The 20,722-nt window shown below is 47.6% G+C and carries 25 protein-coding genes; 18 read left to right on the top strand and 7 right to left on the bottom strand.

Annotated elements, in window-relative coordinates; all coding sequences use genetic code 11:
• Window positions 1-80: 80 nt before the first annotated feature.
• A complete protein-coding gene (locus tag HPY27_RS08735; protein WP_174224786.1) occupies window positions 81-1,160 on the top strand; it encodes an undecaprenyldiphospho-muramoylpentapeptide beta-N-acetylglucosaminyltransferase in 1,080 nt (359 codons plus the stop codon).
• A gap of 71 nt (window positions 1,161-1,231) precedes the next feature.
• Window positions 1,232-2,062, top strand: a complete 831-nt coding sequence (locus HPY27_RS08730; protein WP_017247974.1) for a lipoate--protein ligase family protein — start codon at window positions 1,232-1,234, stop codon at window positions 2,060-2,062.
• A gap of 55 nt (window positions 2,063-2,117) precedes the next feature.
• On the opposite strand, the gene dat is transcribed toward HPY27_RS08730, so the two are convergent.
• Window positions 2,118-2,969 carry a D-amino-acid transaminase gene (dat, locus tag HPY27_RS08725; protein WP_017247975.1) on the bottom strand — a complete coding sequence of 284 codons (852 nt, stop codon included), beginning with the start codon at window positions 2,967-2,969 and terminating at the stop codon, window positions 2,118-2,120.
• A gap of 317 nt (window positions 2,970-3,286) precedes the next feature.
• Here dat and HPY27_RS08720 point away from each other — a divergent pair, with 317 nt between their 5' ends.
• Window positions 3,287-4,624, top strand: coding sequence for a M28 family peptidase (locus tag HPY27_RS08720; RefSeq protein WP_174224785.1), 1,338 nt, complete (start codon window positions 3,287-3,289; stop codon window positions 4,622-4,624).
• A 168-nt stretch (window positions 4,625-4,792) separates the two neighbouring features.
• On the opposite strand, the gene HPY27_RS08715 is transcribed toward HPY27_RS08720, so the two are convergent.
• Entirely contained in the window at window positions 4,793-5,800 is a 1,008-nt protein-coding gene (locus tag HPY27_RS08715; RefSeq protein ID WP_174224784.1) for a hypothetical protein, read from the bottom strand.
• 156 nt (window positions 5,801-5,956) lie between these two features.
• On the opposite strand from HPY27_RS08715, the gene HPY27_RS08710 reads away from it, so the two are divergent.
• From HPY27_RS08710 to HPY27_RS08700, 3 genes are all read left to right on the top strand, one after another.
• Entirely contained in the window at window positions 5,957-6,520 is a 564-nt protein-coding gene (locus HPY27_RS08710; RefSeq protein ID WP_017247978.1) for an NADPH-dependent FMN reductase, read from the top strand.
• Window positions 6,521-6,619: 99 nt separating this feature from the next.
• Window positions 6,620-7,051: a transcriptional regulator MntR gene (mntR, locus tag HPY27_RS08705; RefSeq protein WP_017247979.1), complete on the top strand. Its 432-nt coding sequence runs from the start codon at window positions 6,620-6,622 to the stop codon at window positions 7,049-7,051.
• Between the two features lie 120 nt (window positions 7,052-7,171).
• Entirely contained in the window at window positions 7,172-8,101 is a 930-nt protein-coding gene (locus HPY27_RS08700) for a patatin-like phospholipase family protein (protein ID WP_017247980.1), read from the top strand.
• A gap of 43 nt (window positions 8,102-8,144) precedes the next feature.
• Here the strand turns inward: HPY27_RS08700 and HPY27_RS08695 are convergent, their stop codons facing one another.
• Together HPY27_RS08695 and HPY27_RS08690 are read right to left on the bottom strand one after the other, a co-directional pair.
• On the bottom strand, window positions 8,145-8,504 hold the full coding sequence (locus tag HPY27_RS08695) for an ABC transporter C family protein (RefSeq protein WP_017247981.1): 360 nt from the start codon (window positions 8,502-8,504) through the stop codon (window positions 8,145-8,147).
• Between the two features lie 36 nt (window positions 8,505-8,540).
• Window positions 8,541-9,488: a DUF1385 domain-containing protein gene (locus HPY27_RS08690; protein WP_017247982.1), complete on the bottom strand. Its 948-nt coding sequence runs from the start codon at window positions 9,486-9,488 to the stop codon at window positions 8,541-8,543.
• 124 nt (window positions 9,489-9,612) lie between these two features.
• Here HPY27_RS08690 and HPY27_RS08685 point away from each other — a divergent pair, with 124 nt between their 5' ends.
• From HPY27_RS08685 to HPY27_RS08655, 7 genes are all read left to right on the top strand, one after another.
• Window positions 9,613-10,125 (top strand): YqhR family membrane protein, encoded by a 513-nt coding sequence (locus HPY27_RS08685; protein WP_254612845.1) that lies wholly within the window; start codon window positions 9,613-9,615, stop codon window positions 10,123-10,125.
• 140 nt (window positions 10,126-10,265) lie between these two features.
• Entirely contained in the window at window positions 10,266-10,706 is a 441-nt protein-coding gene (aroQ, locus tag HPY27_RS08680; protein WP_017247984.1) for a type II 3-dehydroquinate dehydratase, read from the top strand.
• A gap of 28 nt (window positions 10,707-10,734) precedes the next feature.
• Entirely contained in the window at window positions 10,735-11,805 is a 1,071-nt protein-coding gene (locus HPY27_RS08675) for a M24 family metallopeptidase (RefSeq protein WP_017247985.1), read from the top strand.
• A gap of 41 nt (window positions 11,806-11,846) precedes the next feature.
• Window positions 11,847-12,404 carry an elongation factor P gene (efp, locus tag HPY27_RS08670; RefSeq protein ID WP_007725738.1) on the top strand — a complete coding sequence of 186 codons (558 nt, stop codon included), beginning with the start codon at window positions 11,847-11,849 and terminating at the stop codon, window positions 12,402-12,404.
• 145 nt (window positions 12,405-12,549) lie between these two features.
• Window positions 12,550-13,404, top strand: a complete 855-nt coding sequence (ant(6), locus tag HPY27_RS08665) for an aminoglycoside 6-adenylyltransferase (RefSeq protein WP_174224783.1) — start codon at window positions 12,550-12,552, stop codon at window positions 13,402-13,404.
• A 198-nt stretch (window positions 13,405-13,602) separates the two neighbouring features.
• Window positions 13,603-14,172, top strand: a complete 570-nt coding sequence (locus HPY27_RS08660; protein WP_017247987.1) for an RNA polymerase sigma factor — start codon at window positions 13,603-13,605, stop codon at window positions 14,170-14,172.
• A complete protein-coding gene (locus HPY27_RS08655; RefSeq protein WP_174224782.1) occupies window positions 14,153-15,841 on the top strand; it encodes a DUF4179 domain-containing protein in 1,689 nt (562 codons plus the stop codon). The genes HPY27_RS08660 and HPY27_RS08655 overlap by 20 nt, the downstream gene beginning before the upstream one ends.
• A 51-nt stretch (window positions 15,842-15,892) precedes the next feature.
• On the opposite strand, the gene HPY27_RS08650 is transcribed toward HPY27_RS08655, so the two are convergent.
• Genes HPY27_RS08650 through comA form a run of 3 tightly spaced genes read right to left on the bottom strand, consistent with a single transcriptional unit; the run spans window position 15,893 to window position 17,919 of the window.
• Window positions 15,893-16,354, bottom strand: coding sequence for a DUF441 domain-containing protein (locus HPY27_RS08650; RefSeq protein ID WP_048035783.1), 462 nt, complete (start codon window positions 16,352-16,354; stop codon window positions 15,893-15,895).
• A 36-nt stretch (window positions 16,355-16,390) separates the two neighbouring features.
• Window positions 16,391-17,107 carry a 2-phosphosulfolactate phosphatase gene (locus tag HPY27_RS08645; protein WP_174224781.1) on the bottom strand — a complete coding sequence of 239 codons (717 nt, stop codon included), beginning with the start codon at window positions 17,105-17,107 and terminating at the stop codon, window positions 16,391-16,393.
• Window positions 17,098-17,919: a phosphosulfolactate synthase gene (gene comA, locus HPY27_RS08640; protein ID WP_017247991.1), complete on the bottom strand. Its 822-nt coding sequence runs from the start codon at window positions 17,917-17,919 to the stop codon at window positions 17,098-17,100. The genes HPY27_RS08645 and comA overlap by 10 nt, the downstream gene beginning before the upstream one ends.
• A 149-nt stretch (window positions 17,920-18,068) precedes the next feature.
• Here comA and HPY27_RS08635 point away from each other — a divergent pair, with 149 nt between their 5' ends.
• From HPY27_RS08635 to spoIIIAC, 5 genes are all read left to right on the top strand, one after another.
• On the top strand, window positions 18,069-18,332 hold the full coding sequence (locus tag HPY27_RS08635) for a YqhV family protein (protein ID WP_017247992.1): 264 nt from the start codon (window positions 18,069-18,071) through the stop codon (window positions 18,330-18,332).
• A 79-nt stretch (window positions 18,333-18,411) separates the two neighbouring features.
• Window positions 18,412-18,885 carry a CD1247 N-terminal domain-containing protein gene (locus HPY27_RS08630; RefSeq protein ID WP_069844615.1) on the top strand — a complete coding sequence of 158 codons (474 nt, stop codon included), beginning with the start codon at window positions 18,412-18,414 and terminating at the stop codon, window positions 18,883-18,885.
• Window positions 18,886-19,031: 146 nt separating this feature from the next.
• Complete coding sequence (gene spoIIIAA / locus HPY27_RS08625) at window positions 19,032-19,994, top strand: stage III sporulation protein AA (RefSeq protein ID WP_174224780.1); 963 nt, start codon at window positions 19,032-19,034, stop codon at window positions 19,992-19,994.
• On the top strand, window positions 19,982-20,500 hold the full coding sequence (gene spoIIIAB / locus HPY27_RS08620) for a stage III sporulation protein SpoIIIAB (protein WP_017247995.1): 519 nt from the start codon (window positions 19,982-19,984) through the stop codon (window positions 20,498-20,500). The genes spoIIIAA and spoIIIAB overlap by 13 nt, the downstream gene beginning before the upstream one ends.
• A 16-nt stretch (window positions 20,501-20,516) precedes the next feature.
• Window positions 20,517-20,720, top strand: a complete 204-nt coding sequence (gene spoIIIAC, locus HPY27_RS08615) for a stage III sporulation protein AC (protein ID WP_007725726.1) — start codon at window positions 20,517-20,519, stop codon at window positions 20,718-20,720.
• Window positions 20,721-20,722 lie beyond the last annotated feature (2 nt).

The raw sequence follows: 20,722 nt of genomic DNA, 5'->3' as shown, positions 1-20,722 counted from the left end.
GTCGCCTGTTGTTACGGGCGGCTTTTCTTTCCGATTGGTGCTATCATGGGGGAAGAAGAGGCAGGGAGGGTTCGGGCCGAATGAAGAGAAAGATTGTATTTACCGGTGGTGGTTCGGCAGGACATGTTACTGTGAATCTTGCGCTTATCCCCCACTTTATCAAGCTGGGCTGGGAAGTCGCCTATATTGGTTCTGCGACAGGAATTGAACGAGAGCTAGTCGCCAACCATCCGGATGTTCGCTATATTGGCATTTCTTCAGGCAAACTACGACGTTACTTTGATTGGAAAAACGTGAGTGACCCGCTGCGAGTCGTCAAAGGCATTTGGCAGGCGTCTCGCTTTCTTGGCAAATGGAAGCCGGATGTGATTTTTTCCAAAGGGGGCTTCGTCTCCGTGCCGGTCGTATTTGGGGGGTGGCTAAACCGTCTTCCTGTAGTCATCCATGAATCTGATCTGACACCGGGTCTCGCAAATAAGCTGGCTGTCCCTTTTTCCAGCAAGGTGTGCGTAACATTTCCAGATACGCTTTCGAAAGTGCCGAAAAACAAAGGGATTCACGTAGGTGCAGTTGTGCGAGATGAGCTGAAGCAGGGGAGAAGAGAAGCGGGTCTGTTATCCTGCTCCTTTTCTACGAAGAAACCTGTCATGCTCGTCATGGGAGGAAGTTTGGGAGCACGGAGAATAAACGAGGCTGTACGCCATTCGCTTACTGCTTTGCTCGAACATTTTTCCATTGTACATATTTGTGGCAAAAATCAAGTGGATGAAACGATTCAGGTGGCAGGCTACAAGCAATTTGAGTATGTACAGGAGGAATTGCCTGATTTGCTGGCAATGGCTGATCTTGTCGTGTCTCGAGCAGGCTCCAATGCGATTTATGAGTTTTTAGCCCTGCAAAAGCCGATGCTCTTGATACCGTTGTCCCGTGAAGCAAGTCGGGGTGATCAGATTTTAAATGCACAGTCTTTTAAAAGGCAGGGCTTGTGTCATGTTTTGCTGGAAGAAGAGCTAACGGCTGATCGCTTTTTTCAAGCGGTGAATGACTTGCAAAACAACAGGGAGTCCATCTTGCGGCGAATGCGGGAAGAGACTGAGAAGAAAACAGATTCATTGGCGCAGGTCTTGACCATTTTGCAGGAAACAGCTCGCTCAAATTAGCCCATCAGAAGCTTGCCGTCCTTCGTGCCAGAAGCGTACAATGAAGGCGTTGTGAATGAGGAGGTACATAGATGGAACAGTGGCGCTATATCGTGACGGAAGCAATGTCACCCGCGATGAATATGGCAGTAGATGAAGCGATTTTGCAGTTACACAGTGAGGGCAAGGTTCCCCCGACCGTTCGTTTTTACACGTGGGACCCCGCGACACTGTCGATTGGTTATTTCCAAAAGGCCATCAAGGAAATAAACCTGGAGGAAGTTCAAAATAGAGGACTGGGCTTTGTTCGCAGAGCGACGGGAGGGCGTGCTGTTCTCCACGATCAGGAGCTGACATACAGTGTCATCGTATCCGAAGACCATCCGAAAATGCCTTCGAGTGTGACGGAAGCCTACAAAATCATCAGCTTGGGACTGCTGCACGGATTCCAGAACCTTGGACTCTCAGCGGAAATGGTCTCTTTGGCGAGTGAAGAGGAGAAGGAAAAGTACAATTCGCCAGGGTCATCCGCCTGCTTCGATTCGCCCTCATGGTATGAGCTCGTGGTAGAGGGGAAAAAAGTAGCGGGAAGCGCTCAGACCCGACAAAAGGGCGTTATTCTTCAGCACGGCTCTATTCTGCTTGATATGGACGTAGATTTACTATTCTCGCTCTTGCATTTCCCATCGGAGCGGGTAAAACAACGGATGATCGATAGTTTCCGACAAAAAGCAGTGACGATCAACGAAGTAAGCCCACGGCCAATTAGTCTCCAAGAGTCCATCGAGGCGTTCTCGAAAGGCTTTGCATCTGGATTGGAAGTGGAGCTAATTCCTTCAACGCTTACGGACGAAGAACTCGCGTTGGCAGAAGAACTCGTTAAGACGCGCTATGCCACAGACGAATGGAATCTGCGTCGTTAAACAATAAAGAAAAGCTCTCTCGGATGTATATGCATACCGGGAGAGCTTTTCTTCATTACACGAGTACACTTGTATTGATATGCTGTTCAAACAAATCTTGTAGCGTAAGTACGACAGGTCCTGGCTGTCCGTTGCCGACAGCGACGCCATCTACCGAGATGAGCGGCATGATTTCCGCAGTCGTGCTGGTGAGGAAGACTTCATCGGCTTGCTTCAAGAAAGCCATGTCGAATGCTTCTTCATGTACAGTGATGCCATTGTCCCGAGCCAAATCAATGACCACTTGGCGGGTAATTCCGTGCAGGATCAGATTGTCAGCCTGATGCGTATACAGCTCGCCATTTTTTACGACGAACAAATTGGAAGAGCTGCACTCTGTGATGACGCCGTTGCGGTGCAAAATTGATTCTTGGGCACCTGCATCCTTTGCGTATTGTTTGACAAGAACAGCTCCTAGCAGATTGAGCGTTTTAATATCGCAACGGAGCCAGCGGATATCTTCGACGAGTTGTGCTGTCCAGCCCTTTTTCATATCGGAGACAGGGCGGTCCTTGTGACGGACAAAGCCCATAATCACAGGCTTGATCCCAGACGGAATATCGTGAACACGCGGTGAGGCGCCACGAGATACTTGCAGGTAAAGGCTGGCGTCATCATTCTCCGTGATGTTGTTCTTGGCGATCAACTGATTCGCTAAATCTGTCAGCTCTTCTGCGCTCCATGGAAGCTCCATTTTTATTTCTTTGGCACTTCGAAACAAGCGGGTAAGATGTCCATCCCATTGATACATGCGTCCCTTATAAATGCGTACTACCTCATATATGCCATCCCCAAAGTTATAACCGCGGTCTTCTGGATGAACTGCGACTTGCCCTTCTTCTACCCATTTTCCATCTACATACAGCATGGTACTTCCCCCTCAATGGATTCCAATCCGTTTCTTTCAAACGGTTTTTTATTGATTCCACCTTAGCAAAAGGGAAGGACATAGGTCAATTTGAAAGTCGCCTTTTCTTTATCAATAATTTTACAGAGAAAAGCACCTTTCTATTAAGAATTCATATGGAGGGAAGTCACTCGAAAAATCGACGTTTTGGGCAGAAGAAAGCGAAAGCTGTCCAGGGATGGCGCAGGATGAAGTTATTTGACTAACTATTCTGACTAGACTCTATTTGTCATAACCGCCCATAATAAATGCAAAGAGCGAAGGAAAGGGAGAATGCCATGCGATCAGTCCGTCATTATGCGCTATGTGCCTTGCTTGTCTGTGGAACGATATTTCCGATACCTTTCCTTTCACATCGTGCTCATGCAGAGGAAACGCAAGATTGGATCGATAGTGAACGCTTGTATAGCCATGTCGAGCAATTGGCGAGAACAGCTCGTCCACCTGCTACTGAAACGGAATTTGCGGCAGCTGTCTATGTGGAAAATACACTTCGATCTTACGGGTACAAGACCAAGCTCGATCCCTTTTCTTATTATACGTACCGAAAGCCTGCTACTCTATCACTGACGATAGAAGAATGGCCAGGTCAAAAATGGACAGTAAGTGGATTTGCTTTTGGGATCAATGGAACCGCGACAGCAGAGGTGGTGGATGCAGGCTTGGGAAGAGCGGTTGATTTTGCAAATGATGCATCCCGGGGGAAGATTGCCTTGGTCAAGCGAGGCGAGATTCCGTTCGGAGAAAAAGTACGCCAAGCAGCAGCTGCCGGAGCCGTTGCTCTTATCATCTGGAATGATCGAGAGGAAGGCTGGAATGCTTCGCTGGGCGAACCTTTGGATATCGCTGTGCCTGTAATAGCTTTGTCTAAGGCGGATGGCACGAAGCTCCAAAAACGCATCATGGACAAACGGCCCGTAAAGGGAAGAGTCAAGGTGGAAGGAGCCGTAAGCATCAAGCAAACCTCGTATAATATCGTGGCAAGTCGAAAGCCCAATCAAAACGACACCGGGCAGGTCGTCATGGTATCCGCTCATCATGATTCCGCTGGGTTATCGGTTGGGGCTAATCACAATGGCTCCGGTGTAGCGGCCTTACTTGAAATCGCGCGTAATATGGCTGACAAGCCGATTGATACGGAAGTGAGGTTTGTCAGCTTTGGTGCAGTTACATCGGGAAACAGAGGCCCGATTGCTTATGCGAATGCCTTATCAGCCAAGGAACGACAAGCCATGATTGCAGCCTTCTATGTCGATGGTGTGGGCAGCCAAAAGGCAGAGCTTGTTGCAATCAATTCGCTGGGCAACGAAAATCTGCCAATCCAACTCCTGAGAGAAGCGGGGGCATCACCTTCCGAAAAGAATGGTACACGTGAACGAAACGGTGCAGCGAGCTCTTTGGCCGCCGCAGGCATTCCTACGGCACTTGTGACGAATGCAGAGACAGGACAAGCAAAAGAAGACTCCTTGGCGCAAATGGATTGGGAACAAACTACAAAGGCCACTAAGGCGGTCCTTTCAGCAATCCACAAAATTACGGCACAAACAACGCCAGCTTATCCGTTGGGTACTCCAAATGGGGTACAGCTGAAAGGGGAAAGTGAGGCTTTGCAGTAAACGTCTCCTTCGGGGGACGTTTTTCATTTGTGGTAAAATGAGGGAGAGTAACCATGTGTAGAGGAGGCCTACGTGACGATGAGTCCGTTGAAATGGGTCCTATCATGCGAAAAAAGTGGCCAAGACTTTGTCTTGACCACAGGAGCTACGAGTAAACAATTAATCAGGTCAATGCTGATGCTTCCAAACGTACCAGCCCATTAAGAACATGCCGCAATAGGTCGTTGCACTGGCGATTGCAGACATACTCCACGGAACCACGAGTGTGAGGAGAGAGAATACCAAAACGGTAAGCAGCATGACGACAATCAATGGCAGCATTTGTAGATGTTGACGTGTCGCAATTGGATGTGTCAACGAGTAGAGTAGGGCTGCGACAATGACTCCACCATGCACAAGCGAGAGGATAGCGAGAAGCCAATCGCCACCCGTCATCATTTGAACCAAAATTTGTTTGATAGGCAGTATAGAGGAGTGTGCATCATGCCAATGGGCAAGAAGGATAGCTTGACCTAAAAACGTGAACAAAAGGAAGATTCCAGCTCCGATGATTGCCCCCATCCGAACAGTTCGCTCATGGGACGCACGGACTGCCAGAGGTAGAGTCGTGGCCAAGCTGATAAGAAAATGCAAAGCAAGGAAAAATACGGCGTGAATCAGCCAGTTCACATTCATTTGATAACCTAAGCTCGGTATTGGGACATGGGATTGTGCACTGAAAATCAATCCGAATAATAATAAACCGAAGGATAGAGATATGGCTGTTGCAGTGACAATCCATCTCCAACGATTTATGATAAAGAAGATGGCTGCAATGGTCATAAGGATGAACCAGAGAGGAGAGAGCTCCTCCAAGAGGGAATCTGCCTGTTGGCCAAGCATGACTCCTGTATAGCCCAATAGCAGAATGTGGGTGATTACAGATAGGCTAGAAGCGAACGCTTCGCCACACAATACGTAGTACAGCTCGTACAGGGAGCGAATTTGCTTGCGATGGCAAAAGGTCAACAGCTGGACGCCGAACCATCCGAGGCCAAGAGCCGCAAGTGCAATGCCTATTGTCCCCCAGGAACCGAAATAAGTAAAAAAGCGTAACCACTCATATCCACCCAAGTAGAATCCACCTAACGCAGACCCTGCAAAAAGCACGGCGATATGCCAAGCAACTTTGTCCATAGGCATCATCCTCACTTGCAACTTGGTACAAGTGTATGTGACAAACAGGTCTGTTCAGAACAGATGATATTAAATAAACATAAATGTTTACAAAATATACTTAATGGAATATAATGATGATCATACCAGTATTTAGATTATCGATGGGGTGAAACCATGAAAATTGTAGGAATAGCCGGAAGCATGAATGCCAATTCTACGACAAAACAAGCGATTCATATTGTACTCGAAGCAGCGAAGGCTGCAGGTGCCGATGTTGAAATGATTCATCTCGCGGACTGGAAGCTGCCGCTGTATGATGATCGTGATGATACCAGTACGTACCCTGAAATTGTCCATCAATTTGTCAAAGCAGTTTCCGAAGCGGATGGACTTGTGATCGGTTCGCCTGAATACCATGGCACAATGACAGGTGCTTTGAAAAACGCCATTGACTTCCTGGAAGGGCGCATTTTGCGTGACAAGCAGGTTGCCATCATTGGCGTCGCTGGGGGAAGCATGGGTGCTACGAACACGGTCAACACTTTGCAGTTAATCATGCGCAACCTGCATGCATGGCCGTTGCCATCTAGCCCTTCCATCCCAAGTGCTTACAATGCCTTTACACCAGAAGGCAAGCTGAAGGATGAGCGTTTGCAGGCGCGCATGGAGCAGTTGGGTCAACAACTCGTACAATATGTCCAAATGATGAACCCAACACCAGAAAAACAGCTGCGATAGGTACTTTTCTCTTGCAAATGGTTCTCATTACACGGTATGATATTTCTACGTGCCTTTTTTGGCTTGATGAAATAACGGTTTGGAAATGAGGGGTTCACAATGCCGCCGACGCCGAGTATGGAAGACTATTTGGAACGCATTTACAACTTAATTGAAGAAAAGGGCTATGCTCGTGTCTCCGATATTGCTGAAGCGTTAGAAGTACATCCCTCTTCGGTCACGAAAATGGTTCAGAAGCTAGACAAAGACAAGTATCTCGTTTATGAAAAATACCGCGGGCTTGTCTTGACGCCAAAAGGGAAGAAAATCGGAAAACGCCTAGTGGACCGTCACAGTCTTCTAGAAGAATTTATGCGGATCATTGGCTTGGATGAAGAGCATATTTATCAGGATGTGGAAGGAATCGAGCACCACCTGAGCTGGGAATCGATTACATGCCTGGAGTATCTGGTTCAGTACTTCGAGGCAGATCCAAAGCGTATAGAAGAGCTTCGTAACATTCGTTTGTTAGATGAGCAAAAAGAGGAATAGTCTATATCGTTATCGTATTATAGCGCAAGCCGACCAGGCTTGCGTTTTTCTTTGTGGTAACGGAAAAGCTGTCGTCTTATACATGGAAAATGGGGAGGAATTTTAGGGAGGGGAAACAAGGTGAAAGCGGATGCAGTCTTTGAAGGTGGCGGCGTAAAAGGAATCGCTTTTATCGGTGCCTTGCGAGTCATGGAGGAGAATGGATACACATGGGAAAGGCTCGCTGGTACCTCGGCTGGCTCCATTGTTGCAGCTTTGCTTGGCGCAGGCTATTCAAGCCATGAGTTGAAACCGATCTTTGAAGAGCTGGATTACCTTCACTTTCTCAAGCGCTCAGGGCTGGGCAGGCTCCCTCTCATCGGACCAATCTATGAACTAGTCGTGCGGGAAGGGGTTTATCGAGCAGATCGAATCGAGTTGTTCATAGAGAAGTTGTTACAGCGAAAAGGAGTGCGAACATTTGGAGATCTTCCTCCTGGTAAGCTGAAAGTTGTCGCTTCTGATGTCACTGACGGAAAAATGCTTATATTTCCCGACGATTTGGCACGGTATGGTGTAGAACCAGATCATTTTCCTGTGGCACGAGCCGTTCGTATGTCTTCCTCTATTCCGTTCTTTTTTCAGCCCGCAAAGCTGACAAGTGCTGGACATGTGCACTACATCGTCGATGGCGCATTATTGAGCAACTACCCCGTGTGGTTATTTGATGTAGAGGGGACTCCCCGGTGGCCGACAATTGGTTTTCGCCTGAGTGATGATCAAAACAAGAGAGAAGCAACCAGTATCAAAGGTCTTTTTTCCTTCTCTCGGGGATTGCTGGCGACTATGCTCGATGCCCATGACCGTCTGTATGTGGAAAAGGCAAAAGCCGTTCGGACGATTTTCATTCATACATTAGGGGTAAGGACAACCCAATTTCAGATGTCAAAAGATATGAGGCAGCGATTGTTTGAGTCAGGGGAGGCAGCCGCTCACAAATTTTTGGCACAATGGGATTTTGAAGATTACGTAAAAGTGTTTCGCAATAGCTCTCCGAAAATGCTGGTGTGAAAAACAAAAACAGGTCGCCGATTCAGGCAACCTGTTCTTGTTTTTAGTGGGAGATATTATTTTGCGATTTTTCGTCTTGTTTCTCTTTTTGCTTTCCTTTGCTGCCTTCGATCACACGAAACGGATGATCTTTTCTCGGGGTAGTCGACTGCTTTTTCACTGCTTGCCGACCTATGGAGGGCTTTGGCTTCACCTTGACCTTTGGCTGTCTAGGTTTGCCAGAGCCTGCGCCTTGTGAAAAGAAGGAGCCGGTTTGTAAATAGTTGCGCACGACCAAGAAAAGTACAACGGATAATCCCAAGATGATAATCGTACTAACAGGGTCATTGATGAGTGTGATCAAAAATCCGTAAATCGCTAATACGATCACTATCAGAATCACTGGTGGAATGCGGCGTAACATAGGGCTTCACCTCTATGGGAATAAAAATGCCTCACGTTATCCGGTCGTAACCATTCTTTCCTGCACGTGCTTCTGATCAAGCTCCCGCATCTTTTGGAATGAAGCGATGGCTACCTCGACTTGGCTGTCATCTGGTTCACGAGTCGTGATCTTTTGCAACCACAATCCTGGATAACCAAGGTAACGTAGGACTGGTACATCACGGAGCTTGTTTGTCCACTGCAAAACCTCATAAGAGACGCCGATTACCAGTGGCAAAAGAACAATGCGTTGTACGACCCTCTCCGTCAGGGAGTCATAACTGAACAGTGAGTAAATCACGACACCGACGAACACTGAGAAAATGAGAAAACTGCTACCGCAACGATAATGCAGAGCGGAAAATTTTTGTACATTGGCTACTGTTAATTCTACCCCGGATTCGAATGCGTTAATCACTTTATGCTCGGCTCCGTGGTATTGAAAAAGCCTTTTAATCAACGGAGCTTGTGCAATCGCTGTAATGTAGCCGAGGAGGAGCAAGATTTTAAATCCGCCTTCAGCCAAGGTTTGAGGAACGCCATCCGGTACCCATTTTCCGAGTAAAAAGTCAGCCAGGAAAACGGGAACGAGTGTAAATACGAATTTCCCGAACAGGAAGGAAAGTACCCCTACGACAGCAACACCTAAAATCATAGTGAGCTTCGATGGACTTTCAGATACTTCTTCTCCAGACTCCATACTGTATTGTTCAGAGGCGAAGTTGAGATGTTTGGCCCCATTGGCGCTGGCTTCGACCAAACCAACAATCCCACGCACAAACGGAATCTTTTTCAGCGTAGTAATCCATTTATATTCCGATCTTGGGGATTCAAAATACTCAATTTCATGATTTTTTTTGCGAACAGCCGTAACAGTCATGGTTTTGCCACCGAACATAACTCCTTCGATGACGGCCTGACCGCCGTAGCTAGGTACGTTTTGTTGCGCCAATACAATCACCATCCTTACCACTATATTAACGGAAATGGCGACTTGAAGCTACAAGGAGTTCGCACTTTTCCAACAAATGTAAAGCAAAAGTGAAAAGCTTAGAGGAAGAGCATACTAGAGAACAGAGGTGATGGAAATGGAAATAAGCAAAACAGGACGGAAACACAAGCAAGCGCGTGTATCCCATACGGAAGAAGTGAAGCAGGAGAGTAAAAGAATCTCCACTTCGAAGATTTTGGAGGTCGCATTCTGGGGAACGATTATTTGGGGGCTCGCTCGGTTGATAGCTCACTTTTTGAACATGACCCCGTATGGAGTCGGAGCCTTTGCACGTCCCTTTATCAGCATCGAGGACGAAAATAAGTTTGCGAGCTTGTGTCTTGGTGGTATCGTGCTATTTGTTGAAACAGCCGTTGCTTCCTTTGTGTTCAGCTTGCTTTTTAGCCGGATCCGTGCCTGGTGGTTGGGACTCGTCTACGGGGCTGGCGTGCTAGTGATAGCAGGCTTCTTCTTTCATATCGGAAATTGGGAGATAGCCACTTTAAGTACGGAGGGCGCTTGGTATTTGACGTTTGGATTGTTTATCGGGATGACAATCATACTCGAGCAATCCGACGAGAATCATACATGGAATGAGTCTACAAGGTAGGAGGATTTCTCCGTTCCTTGTCAAAATGGATGTAACAATGTTCGAAAAGTTTCATAGATGAATGCCCACTATGGAACTAGGACGGCTTGTGGTAAAATGTTTCATTAGTAAAAAAACTTTTATAGGGAGAGGGATGGTCGATGACTTCCGTCTTGTTATTGAACGGACCCAACCTGAATTTATTGGGGACAAGGGAGCCGGATGTTTACGGAAGGGAAACGCTGGAGGATGTGGTGACAATCCTGAAGGGTGTCATGGATGAGTTGGGCGGAAAGCTTGAGCATCTCCAATCGAATCACGAAGGTGTCCTCATCGACGCGATTCATCAGGCGAGAGGTGTCCATGACGGCATCTTGATCAATCCAGGGGCATTCACACATTACAGCTATGCGATCCGAGACGCATTGGCCAGTGTGGCTCTGCCAACGATTGAAGTACATATTTCCAATATTCATGCACGGGAACCATTTCGCCATCACTCAGTCATCGCTCCTATCGCGATTGGACAAGTTGTCGGATTGGGGATCGATGGATATGAATGGGCGCTAAGAGCGCTCGTCCGTAAAATCGAAAAAAAATAAAAGCTGTCAAAAAGGGGAAAAGGCTGCCATGAAACAACGTTTGCATAAATTGCGCGAAGCACTTACACAAGTTGGAGCAGAGGCGTTTATTACCGAAAAAACAGAGAATCGCTTCTACTTGAGTGGTTTCACCGGATCAACGGGATGGGTAATTGTCACCGAAACAGAGGCGTTTCTCGTCACTGACTTCCGCTATGTGGAACAAGCGCAAGAACAAGCACCTGAATTTACTGTAGTAAATAACGAGAGAAAAGCTGTTGAAGCGATTGCAAAGCTCCTGCAAGAAAAAGGGATTAAGCGTTTGGCATTCGAGAGCAGCGTGGCCTTTAGCACCTATCAGGATTGGAACAAAGGATTTGACGGAGTAGAACTGGTGCCAACAAGCGGTCTGCTTGAAAAAATCCGCATGTTTAAAGTCGAATCCGAGATGGTTATTATTCGTGAAGCGGTTCGTATCGCGGAAGCAGCATTTACGCATATTCAAGGCTACATCAAGCCAGGTGTGCGTGAATCCGATGTTGCTTTGGAATTGGAATACTTCATGCGTAAACAAGGAGCAACAGGCTCTGCATTTGATATGATCGTAGCGTCGGGTGTGCGCGGTGCTCTGCCACATGGACGAGCTTCCGAGAAAGTGATTCAGGCAGGGGAAATGGTTACGCTCGACTTTGGTGCTGCTTATCAGGGCTACAATTCCGATATCACACGCACATTGTCTGTGGGAGAGCCAGACCCGAAAATGCGTGAAATCTACGAAATCGTTCTGCGTGCACAGCTCGCAGGTTTGGAAGCACTGAAGCCAGGTGTATCCGCAAAAGACGCTGATGCTGCAACGAGAGATATCATCACAGCAGCAGGCTATGGCGATGCCTATGGACATAGCGCAGGTCACGGTCTCGGACTGGAAGTTCACGAGCTGCCAGGGCTGTCGACTGTAAGTACCTTCGTATTGGAGCCAGGTATGCTCGTAACGATGGAGCCAGGCATTTACGTAACAGGACTTGGTGGCGTTCGGATCGAGGACGATGTGTGGATTACTGCTGATGGTCATGAGAACCTGAACAAGTCCACGAAAGAGTTGCTCATTTTGCCTGTGTAATTTATACTTATTCTGTTATTGATTGATTTGGGAGGACTACCATGATCTCTGTAAACGATTTTCGTACCGGTTTGACAATCGAAGTGGATGGCAATATTTTTACCGTGCTAGAATTCCAACACGTAAAACCAGGTAAAGGTGCGGCTTTCGTTCGCTCCAAACTGCGCAACCTGCGCAGCGGTAACACGACGGAAATGACTTTCCGCGGTGGTGAAAAAGTTAACCCTGCCCGTATCGAATCCAGCACGATGCAATATCTGTATGCGAGCGGAGACGAGTACACTTTCATGAACACAGAAACCTATGAGCAAATGACGTTCACTCAAAAGCAAATTGAGCGTGAACTGCGTTTCCTCAAGGAAAACATGAACGTGCAAATCATGCAGTACAACGGAGAAACAATCGGTATTCAATTGCCGAACACAGTTGAACTCGTTGTAACAGAATGTGAGCCAGGTGTAAAAGGTGACACTGCTTCTAACGTAACAAAGAAAGCAACCTTGGAAACTGGTTTCGTAGTAAACGTTCCTCTCTTCGTAGAAGAAGGAGAGCGTCTAATCATCGATACTCGTACGGAAGCATACGTTTCCCGCGCGTAAAAGTACGGATTGGAAGAAAAAGCTGTGCCCATATATGGGTGCAGCTTTTTTTATTTGCTTCTCCTAATGATGCGGTATTGTAAAAATTATGCAATTGCACTACATTAAGTGGTACGGAGAAAGAGTAGGGTGGAGGGGTATGGTTTTGAGAACGGTACAAGAAATGATGAGCATGCTGATCGATTTCGCCAGGAAGGATGATCGAATCCGGTTTGTAACCTTGGAAGGGTCACGCACGAACAAAAACATACCCGCTGATCCATTCCAAGATTATGATATTTCGTATTTTGTGACAGAGATGGATTCTTTTAAGGAAAATGATCAATGGCTCGATGTTTTTGGGAATCGGATCATGATGCAAAAGCCGGAGGATATGGAGCTTTTTCCGTCCGAGTTAGGGAATTGGTTTTCCTATCTCATGCTATTTGAGGATGGAAATAAAGTAGATCTGACGCTGATTCCGATAGACGAGACAGAGCAGTATTTTGCGGATAGCGACGGTCTAGTTGAGGTTTTGCTGGATAAGGACGAGCTTATCAAACACGAGGTGGTCGCTTCCGATCGTCAATATTGGACCCGGAAGCCAACTTCTAGAGAGTTTGATGACTGCTGCAATGAATTCTGGATGGTCTCTACTTACGTTGTTAAAGGTCTGGCAAGAAAAGAAATCCTGTTTGCGATTGACCATCTCAACGAAATTGCCCGACCGAATTTGCTCCGAATGATGGCTTGGCAAATCGGATGTGAGAAAGGGTTTACCTTTAGTGTCGGGAAAAATTACAAATTTATAGATCACTATCTTCCAACAGAAGATTGGGAAGCGTTACGATCCACTTATCACGAAAATGGCTACACGCAGATGTGGGAATCGTTATTCACTTGCTATGAATTATTTCGAAAGTATGCCAAAGCAGTGGCAGAAAGTCTCGGATATCCGTATCCAGATTACGATGAAGCCATTACCAAGTACGCGAAAAATATCTACCATTCATGGAAGTGATAGACGTCATTCGACCGCCCTTATCAAGGGTGGTTTTATTTATGGAAGTGGAGAAGGCCAGTGAATCCCCTTGACTCAAGCTTTTTTAAAAAAATGTATTCTTTTTTGGAAAGAAAAACCAAAATGATCCGTTAATCTATATGAACCTGCCAAAATGAACGCTGCGCAGCGAACTTTTTTAAAACGGGAGGATTTCCATTGCAGGATGATTGGTTGCTTATTCAACAGGTACAAACAGGAAATCGCGATGCCTACGCGTACCTGGTCGACAAGTACAAGGATCGATTATACAGCTATCTTTATCGCATGACAGGACAACAGCAGGATGCCCAGGACCTGACGCAGGAGGCTTTCATCAAGGCGTACTGCCAGTTGGACAAATATAGGCCGACCGATGCTTTTTTGGCTTGGCTGTATCGGATTGCGTCCAATTTGTGCGTCGATGCGTGGCGCAAGAACAAGCGCTACCTTAAAACGCCATTGGAAGAAACCAGACTGATTGAAACAGATACACCCGAAAAAGCTTATTTGGAAAAGGAAAAGCAAGACGCCTTGCAACAACAAATCATGGCGCTGGGTGAGGAATACCGCATTGTGTTTCTGCTGAAATACATGGAGCAGTTGAGTTACAAGGAGATTAGCGGAATTCTGCATATCCCGATTACAACCGTGCAAATGCGCATTCATCACGCCAAGAAAAAGCTCCGGGCAAGTATGGCGCAAGAAAGGTCGGGAAGGGGTGCTATCTATGAACTGCTCCAAAACTGAACAATTGCGCAAGTATTTGGTTGGAGAATTATCTTCTGACGAAGCCAGGCTGATGGAACAACACGTAGAAGCGTGTCTGTGCTGTCAGCGGCAGATGGTGGACGAAGATGAGAGCGGCGAGGACTATTCGAGCCTGCGAGTCCCCAGTACGTTGCCAATCGACTTTACTGCTCAGGTAATGATGGCATTAGAGACCGTGCGTACTCCTACACAAAAATCAAATTGGAAAAAGAGGAGTGTAACTATTTTGAAAAAAACCGCGTTAGCCGTAGCGAGTGTTACAGCGATTATTGCGTTTGGGTCCATGGTGTCACCGACTTTTGCGAGCTATGTAAACAGTGTCATTCAGTCCATCCAAGGCGTAGACACCGGAATGAAGCAGGCAGCCGAAAAAGGCTATGCCCAAGCCATCAATAAGAGCGCAACCGATCAAGGAATTACATTGAATGTGAAAGAAGTGGTTGCTGATCCGGTGCGAATGGCTATCTTCGCTCAAGTCGTCGATCAAAATGGCAAGCGGATCCCGTTTGAACCGGGTAAAATCGATGTGAACCTTACGTATAAAACGAAGTCAGGTGAAGAGCTCAATCCAGATGGAGGGGGCTATAGCATCGGGGAGGAAGGCGAATATCTTGTCATTAGTCATGATATCTTCCAATTCCTAAAAGAAAGTAAGACGCAACTGGATGAAATGGTTGTTGGCGTCGACGCAACGATGCTGGATGGAAAAGAAGGCAGCTGGAAGATGGAGTTTCCAGTCGATTTGAAAAAGGCGAGAGCGGCAGCAAATGAAACTACGATCGGGAAAGATTTCATGACCCCGCATGGAATTAAGGTAGCGTTGCAAAACATTAAGACTGTGCCTAGTGTCAGTTTGATTGAATTGGAGACAACGTGGACGGAAGAGCGAGCGAAGCAGGTTCAAAAAATAAAAGAAGAAAATGGTTGGGTCGTAAAGGAAAACGCACCAGATGGGTTCACGGATGCAGCGCGCGTGGAGAGATATTTCGTAGACATCGGATTGGCCTATGAGATCGTGGATGAAAAAGGAAAAGTGGTAGCGGGATGGGATGATGCCATTAACGGGGATGAAATCAATCAAATTCGCAAAAACACGGTATCTCCCGGTTACCGAGGACAGCTGCATGACGAGGGGAAACGATATACGAAGTTGAATGGCATCGCGCCTTTGGCTGACGACCAAACGTATACTTTCAGGCTGCACTCCCTGTACCTGTTTGAGCCGGCGAAGTTTCAAGCAAGCATACCTGTTGAGAAGCTGGGCAAGGAAAAGGTAACCGTAACGAGTCATGACAGCACGTACACCTTTTCAGGCGTTACGTTGAAAACGACGGAGGGCGAGGAAAAAATAGGGGAACATACGTACAAGGGGAAAGGTGCGATTATCCCGTACACGGCTGTTCTTCCAGAGGGCGTCATCAGGGCAATTGAATGGAATGCGCAAGGTGATGCCAAGCAAGATTACAAATTGCTCGTCAGACAATCATTCAAGAGAGACAAGGACGGGCGTGTACATGTCAGCGGTACGTTCTTTGTCCGTGACATAGAAAAGCTGCCGAAAACTCTGAATCTGGAGCATTTGATGCAATGGCGTCAGTACCAGGGAATGAATTGGGAAGTTCCATTCCAAACGACTGACAAACGCTAAGTCAAAACGAAAAAATCCCCCTCCGATGCAAAAAAGAGGGGGATTTCATTTTTATCTGCTGCCAAACCATTCCCACAGCTTCAACACAAACGCCGTAATGCCAGCAGCCATCAAAGGTCCGACGGGAATGCCCCGAAAAAATACAATGCCAATGATTGAGCCAATGACCAGACCGACAACCATTTGCGGCTCAGACCTTAGCAGGTCAAGTCCTTTTCCATTCATCCAGGTGGCAATGGCCCCACCAGCTAGTGCTGTCAGTCCGACTACCGTCGTGAATAGTGGGGTGACGTCCTTCCACGATATTTTTTCGCTGGCGAATGGAACTAGTACGGAAATCGTCAAGAAAAGCAGGCCTAGCTCCAGCCCACGGCGTTCCACCGTCGGGAAAAAGCGCTCCAGCGCCGTTAGCTTCAACACCAACAATATACTCGCAGCAGTCGCAATAATTGGTGAGCGCCCAATAAGACCGATAACGATCAGGATGACGAGCATCACTTCTCCAGACATCATTGGCATCATAACCCCTGTCCCTGTTCTCCTTTCACATTATGAGACAAGGTGTGGGAGTATGCGTTTCTCCTTGATATAGGGAACGATTTGATACTGATCTACTTGAGCACAGTACCGTATATCGCTTGCGAGATGATGCTGGACGAGCCTTTTTCCTGTTGTTGTGTGGGGTAACAGCTCGCTCAGTTTTCCTGCGTAGTAAAGATAGCTCGCTTTTAGAACTTCACCCAGATCACAAATTTGGATGCTCGGTAACGATTGTTGTGCCTGGGCAATCATCAAGCCGGCAGCCAGACCGTCTTCCAAAGCGAATTCCGACCGGGTACCTGCACAGTACAGCGTAATATCGAGATGATACGAAAGAGCGTGCTGCACGCATGCAGTGGCATTCAAGAAGCAGCCAATCAAGAGTGCAGAGGCACGTTCTGCTTTTTGGATCGCGCGAGTCCCGTTCGTCGTGGTGAGAATCAGCTGGTTCCCCGTTTTCCCCAGAGAAGCGATTTCGGTTGGTGAGTTGTTGCAGTCGAATTCCGGGATTTTCTTGCAGTGGCGTTCACCAGCCAAAATACAGTCGTTGGCGCGCAGCGAGTTCGCTTGCCCAATGGTTTCGACCGGGATGACGCTACGAAATCCATTGCCTAATGCGGTGACAATCGTACTGGAGGCTCGAAGCACATCGATGACAATGACAACATGATTACTGATCTGTTCAAAACGAATTTCTTCCACGGTCGGCACCACTTCTATTCGCACGGATAAAACCCCCCTCTCTCCATGAGTAGGGCTGTATCGCCGCGCAATCCTCGCCGTAGCGTCTCCACAGAGAATACATCCGTATAGGCAATATTTCCGAGATTTACGTCGCTGCCAACGGCCTTAATGAAGCAGACCTGTTGATCTTTTTGTGGGGCTTCCCATATCAGGCGGGAGGCTTTTTCTTTGGCCGCCGAGACAATATCTCGAACGAAGGAATCGTCAATATTGCCGTCCCCGTCGCATACGCCGACAGTACCACTCTCTCTCGCTTCGACAATAACGTGACTGGCACCGTTGTGCAGGTCGAAGCTAAGTGTCTCCAGCAATTCCTCTCGACAAGCGCGATAATCGGCCGCTTTTTTCCCGACCTCAGTATAGACCACCAGATCATTGTCTAACGCGTAATTGATGGCTTCTTGACGCTTTGAGAAAGATAAAGGGAACGTTCCATCGGATATTTCTACCGCAGTAAAACCGAGAGTGCGAATCAGCTTCATATAATCTGCAATCGTATTATGACGGATAGCAATTTCGAAAAAAGTTCCTCCTGGCATGATGTGTACGCCATTTTGTTTTGCGAGGGTCAATTTTTGGTTGAGTATTTCGAGCGGATACAGAGCGATGGTGCCAAAACCGAGTTTGTATAGATCGATATAGGGAGCAGCCAGTGCTAACAAGTCGGAATAAGCGGTAAGCCCAAGGCCTTTGTCAATGACCATGGTTAAGCCCTTCGCACGGGGCTTCTCTCGTATTTGCCCGGACGGGTTTGCCCAGCTTTCAGGCAAAAACGATTGATCACACTCTACCATCGGCAAGTTCCTCATTTCTTCTAGGCGTATGGTTCAGTGTATGCCCAGCGGAGGGGAGGAGTGAGGGCAAAAGCCTATAGAGGAAATGCAAAAAGTGCTGAAATGATGTGGTACAGGCATAGAGTGAAAGGAGGGGAGGACGAGACGGTATGTTGGAAAAAGCAATTATGGGTATGGCGGCGCTTAGGGTCTTCTCAGGTAGTATCGAGATCATTGCAGCTTTGCTCATTTTAAAAGTGAACCAGGTCGAAAAAGCTCTGCTCATTAATTCAGGTCTTGCGATTGTCGGGCCAATCATCTTGATCACCACTACAACGATCGGTTTATTAGGCATGTCGGATCGGGTTAGCTTTGCCAAAATTGCCTGGATTCTGGTGGGGGTCTCCTGCATCTTGATTGGTGTCCGCAAGTAGTTACCCATTTCCTTCCATTGGTAAATGCTATCACGATGGGGAAAGATATGTGGGAGAGATTGGATGGGAGGGAATGTGGATGCCAGAATCATTGGCGAATCGAATCGCATACTTGCAAGGGTTGGCAGATGGGTTGGAAGTGGGGGAGAAGAGCCCCGAAGGAAAAATTATGGTAGAGATGATTGAGATTCTAGGGGAGGTACAGGGTCAACTACGAGAGCTTCACTCGCGAGTGGAAGAGGCAGAGGATTATGTGGAGGCCTTGGATGAAGACTTAGAGGACATTGAGCTCTACCTTTTTGAAGATGATGATGACTTGTACGAAACCGTTGTCGATTGTGAGGACGATGACGACGAGTACGCGACTTTGTACGATTTGGATGATGATGAAGACGCACATCTGTATGAAGTACAAGTAGATCCCCATCTCGATACGACCTACGAGTTCGCATGCCCTAGCTGCCAAAAAGAAATCTATCTGCACGAAGGTAAAGATGAGGAAGGCTACCGACACTATGTAATAGAGCCGGTGGATAACAAGAAAAACAGATAATCCATGAGCTTTATAGGAAAAGCTTGCTACTCGCGTTCTAGCACGAGAGCAAGCTATTTTTTTTGCATAAATCTCGTCCACCTCAGCATAGGATGGAGGTAAGACAACGTGTACAAAGGCAGAATGCTGCAAAAGGAGGGTACCGGATGAATGAAATTTTGGCGATTCTGCCAGCAACTTTACGCACGATTTTGACGGCCCTTCCTATCGCGGTAAGAGAGAATTTGGAAGAGATTCGGCTTCGGCAAAACCAACCACTAGAAGTCCGGTTTGGCCAACAATCTAGCTATGTGACAACGTCGGGGCAAATCACCTCGATACCCGCGCAAGGTTGGCTATTTTCAGCAGAAGAGGCTGCAAAGCTCTTAAACCAGGTCAGCCAGCATTCTCTCTATGCCTTGGAAGAAGAGTTGAAAAGGGGTTACATCACGGTAGTTGGCGGCCATCGCATTGGCATTGCGGGGAAAGTGGTGCTGGACAAAGGTGAAGTGAAGGGAATCAGAGATGTGACCAGCTTCAACATCCGGATTGCCCGCGAGAAAAAAGGCGCGGCCAAGAAGATCATGCCGTATTTGTTTGAGGATGGCAAATTGCTGAACACGCTGCTCATCTCCCCACCCCAATGCGGGAAGACAACCTTGTTGCGTGATATGGCGCGAACCATCAGCTATGGGAGCGAGTGGTCTTCAAGTCGTAAGGTAGGAATTGTGGACGAGCGTTCTGAGTTGGCGGGATGCTTGCAAGGGGTTCCTCAACGAGACGTCGGTCCACGAACGGACGTGCTGGATGCTTGCCCAAAAGCTGCAGGGATGATGATGATGATTCGCTCTATGTCTCCTGATGTTCTGATTGTGGACGAGGTGGGAAGAGCGGAGGATGGCGATGCAGTCTGGGAAGCGATTCATGCAGGGGTAGCCGTCATTTGCTCGGCACATGGAGCGAGCGTCAAGGAAGTAGCCGAACGCCCCATGCTGGGCAAGCTGATTCGATATGGTGCCTTTTCCCGCTATATCGTACTCAGCCGCGCAAAAGGTGTTGGAACAATCCAGGCCATCTACGATCAAAGCATGAACCTGGTTGAAAAGGAGAAAGTTGCATGGTCAAGCTGATGGGAGCCGTACTCATCCTGTTTTCAGCGTCGATGGTTGGTTGGCAGATCGGCAAGTATTACGCGAATCGTCCCGTTCAGCTTCGGGCACTGCTCGTTGCTCTGCAAATGCTCGAAACGGAAATCGTGTTCGGGATGACTCCATTACAGCGGGCTTTTGTGAAGGTCGGTCATCGCGTCTCCGAAGAGGTAGGGAAAGTATTTCTACTGGCAGCTGAATTCTTGCAGACAGAAAAGGCGCATTCGGCTGAGGAAGCCTTGCAACAAGCAATGAATAGACTCTGGGCCCAAACCGCTTTGCGCAGACAAGAGCGAGAGGTGCTGGAGAGTCTAGGTCAGGTACTTGGATCATCCGATCGGGAAGACCAGCAAAAGCATTTGCGCCTAGCTGTCACCCACCTGCGAGGGCTGGAAGAGGAGGCTCGTGCAGAACAGGAAAAGTACGAAAAAATGTACAAGAGTTTGGGCTTTTTAGGTGGACTCTTGGTCGTCATCCTGATGTTCTAAAGGCGAGGTGTTCACAGTGGATTTTGATTTGACACCTGTTTTCCAGATAGGAGCAGTAGGGTTCATAACAGCCATCCTGCATACAGTCCTGAAGCAGGCGGGCAAGGAAGATATTGCGCATTGGGCAACTCTAGTCGGATTCATCATTGTCCTGTACATGGTGTCCCATTACATCGGTGATCTGTTCTCCGAGGTAAAACGCGTCTTCCTGTTCAACTGAGG

Source organism: Brevibacillus sp. HB1.1, from assembly GCF_013332445.1.
GTDB classification, from domain to species: Bacteria; Bacillota; Bacilli; order Brevibacillales; family Brevibacillaceae; genus Brevibacillus; species Brevibacillus porteri.
Note: the sequence above shows the minus strand (reverse complement) of the source record. Positions and strands in the feature narration are given on the sequence as shown.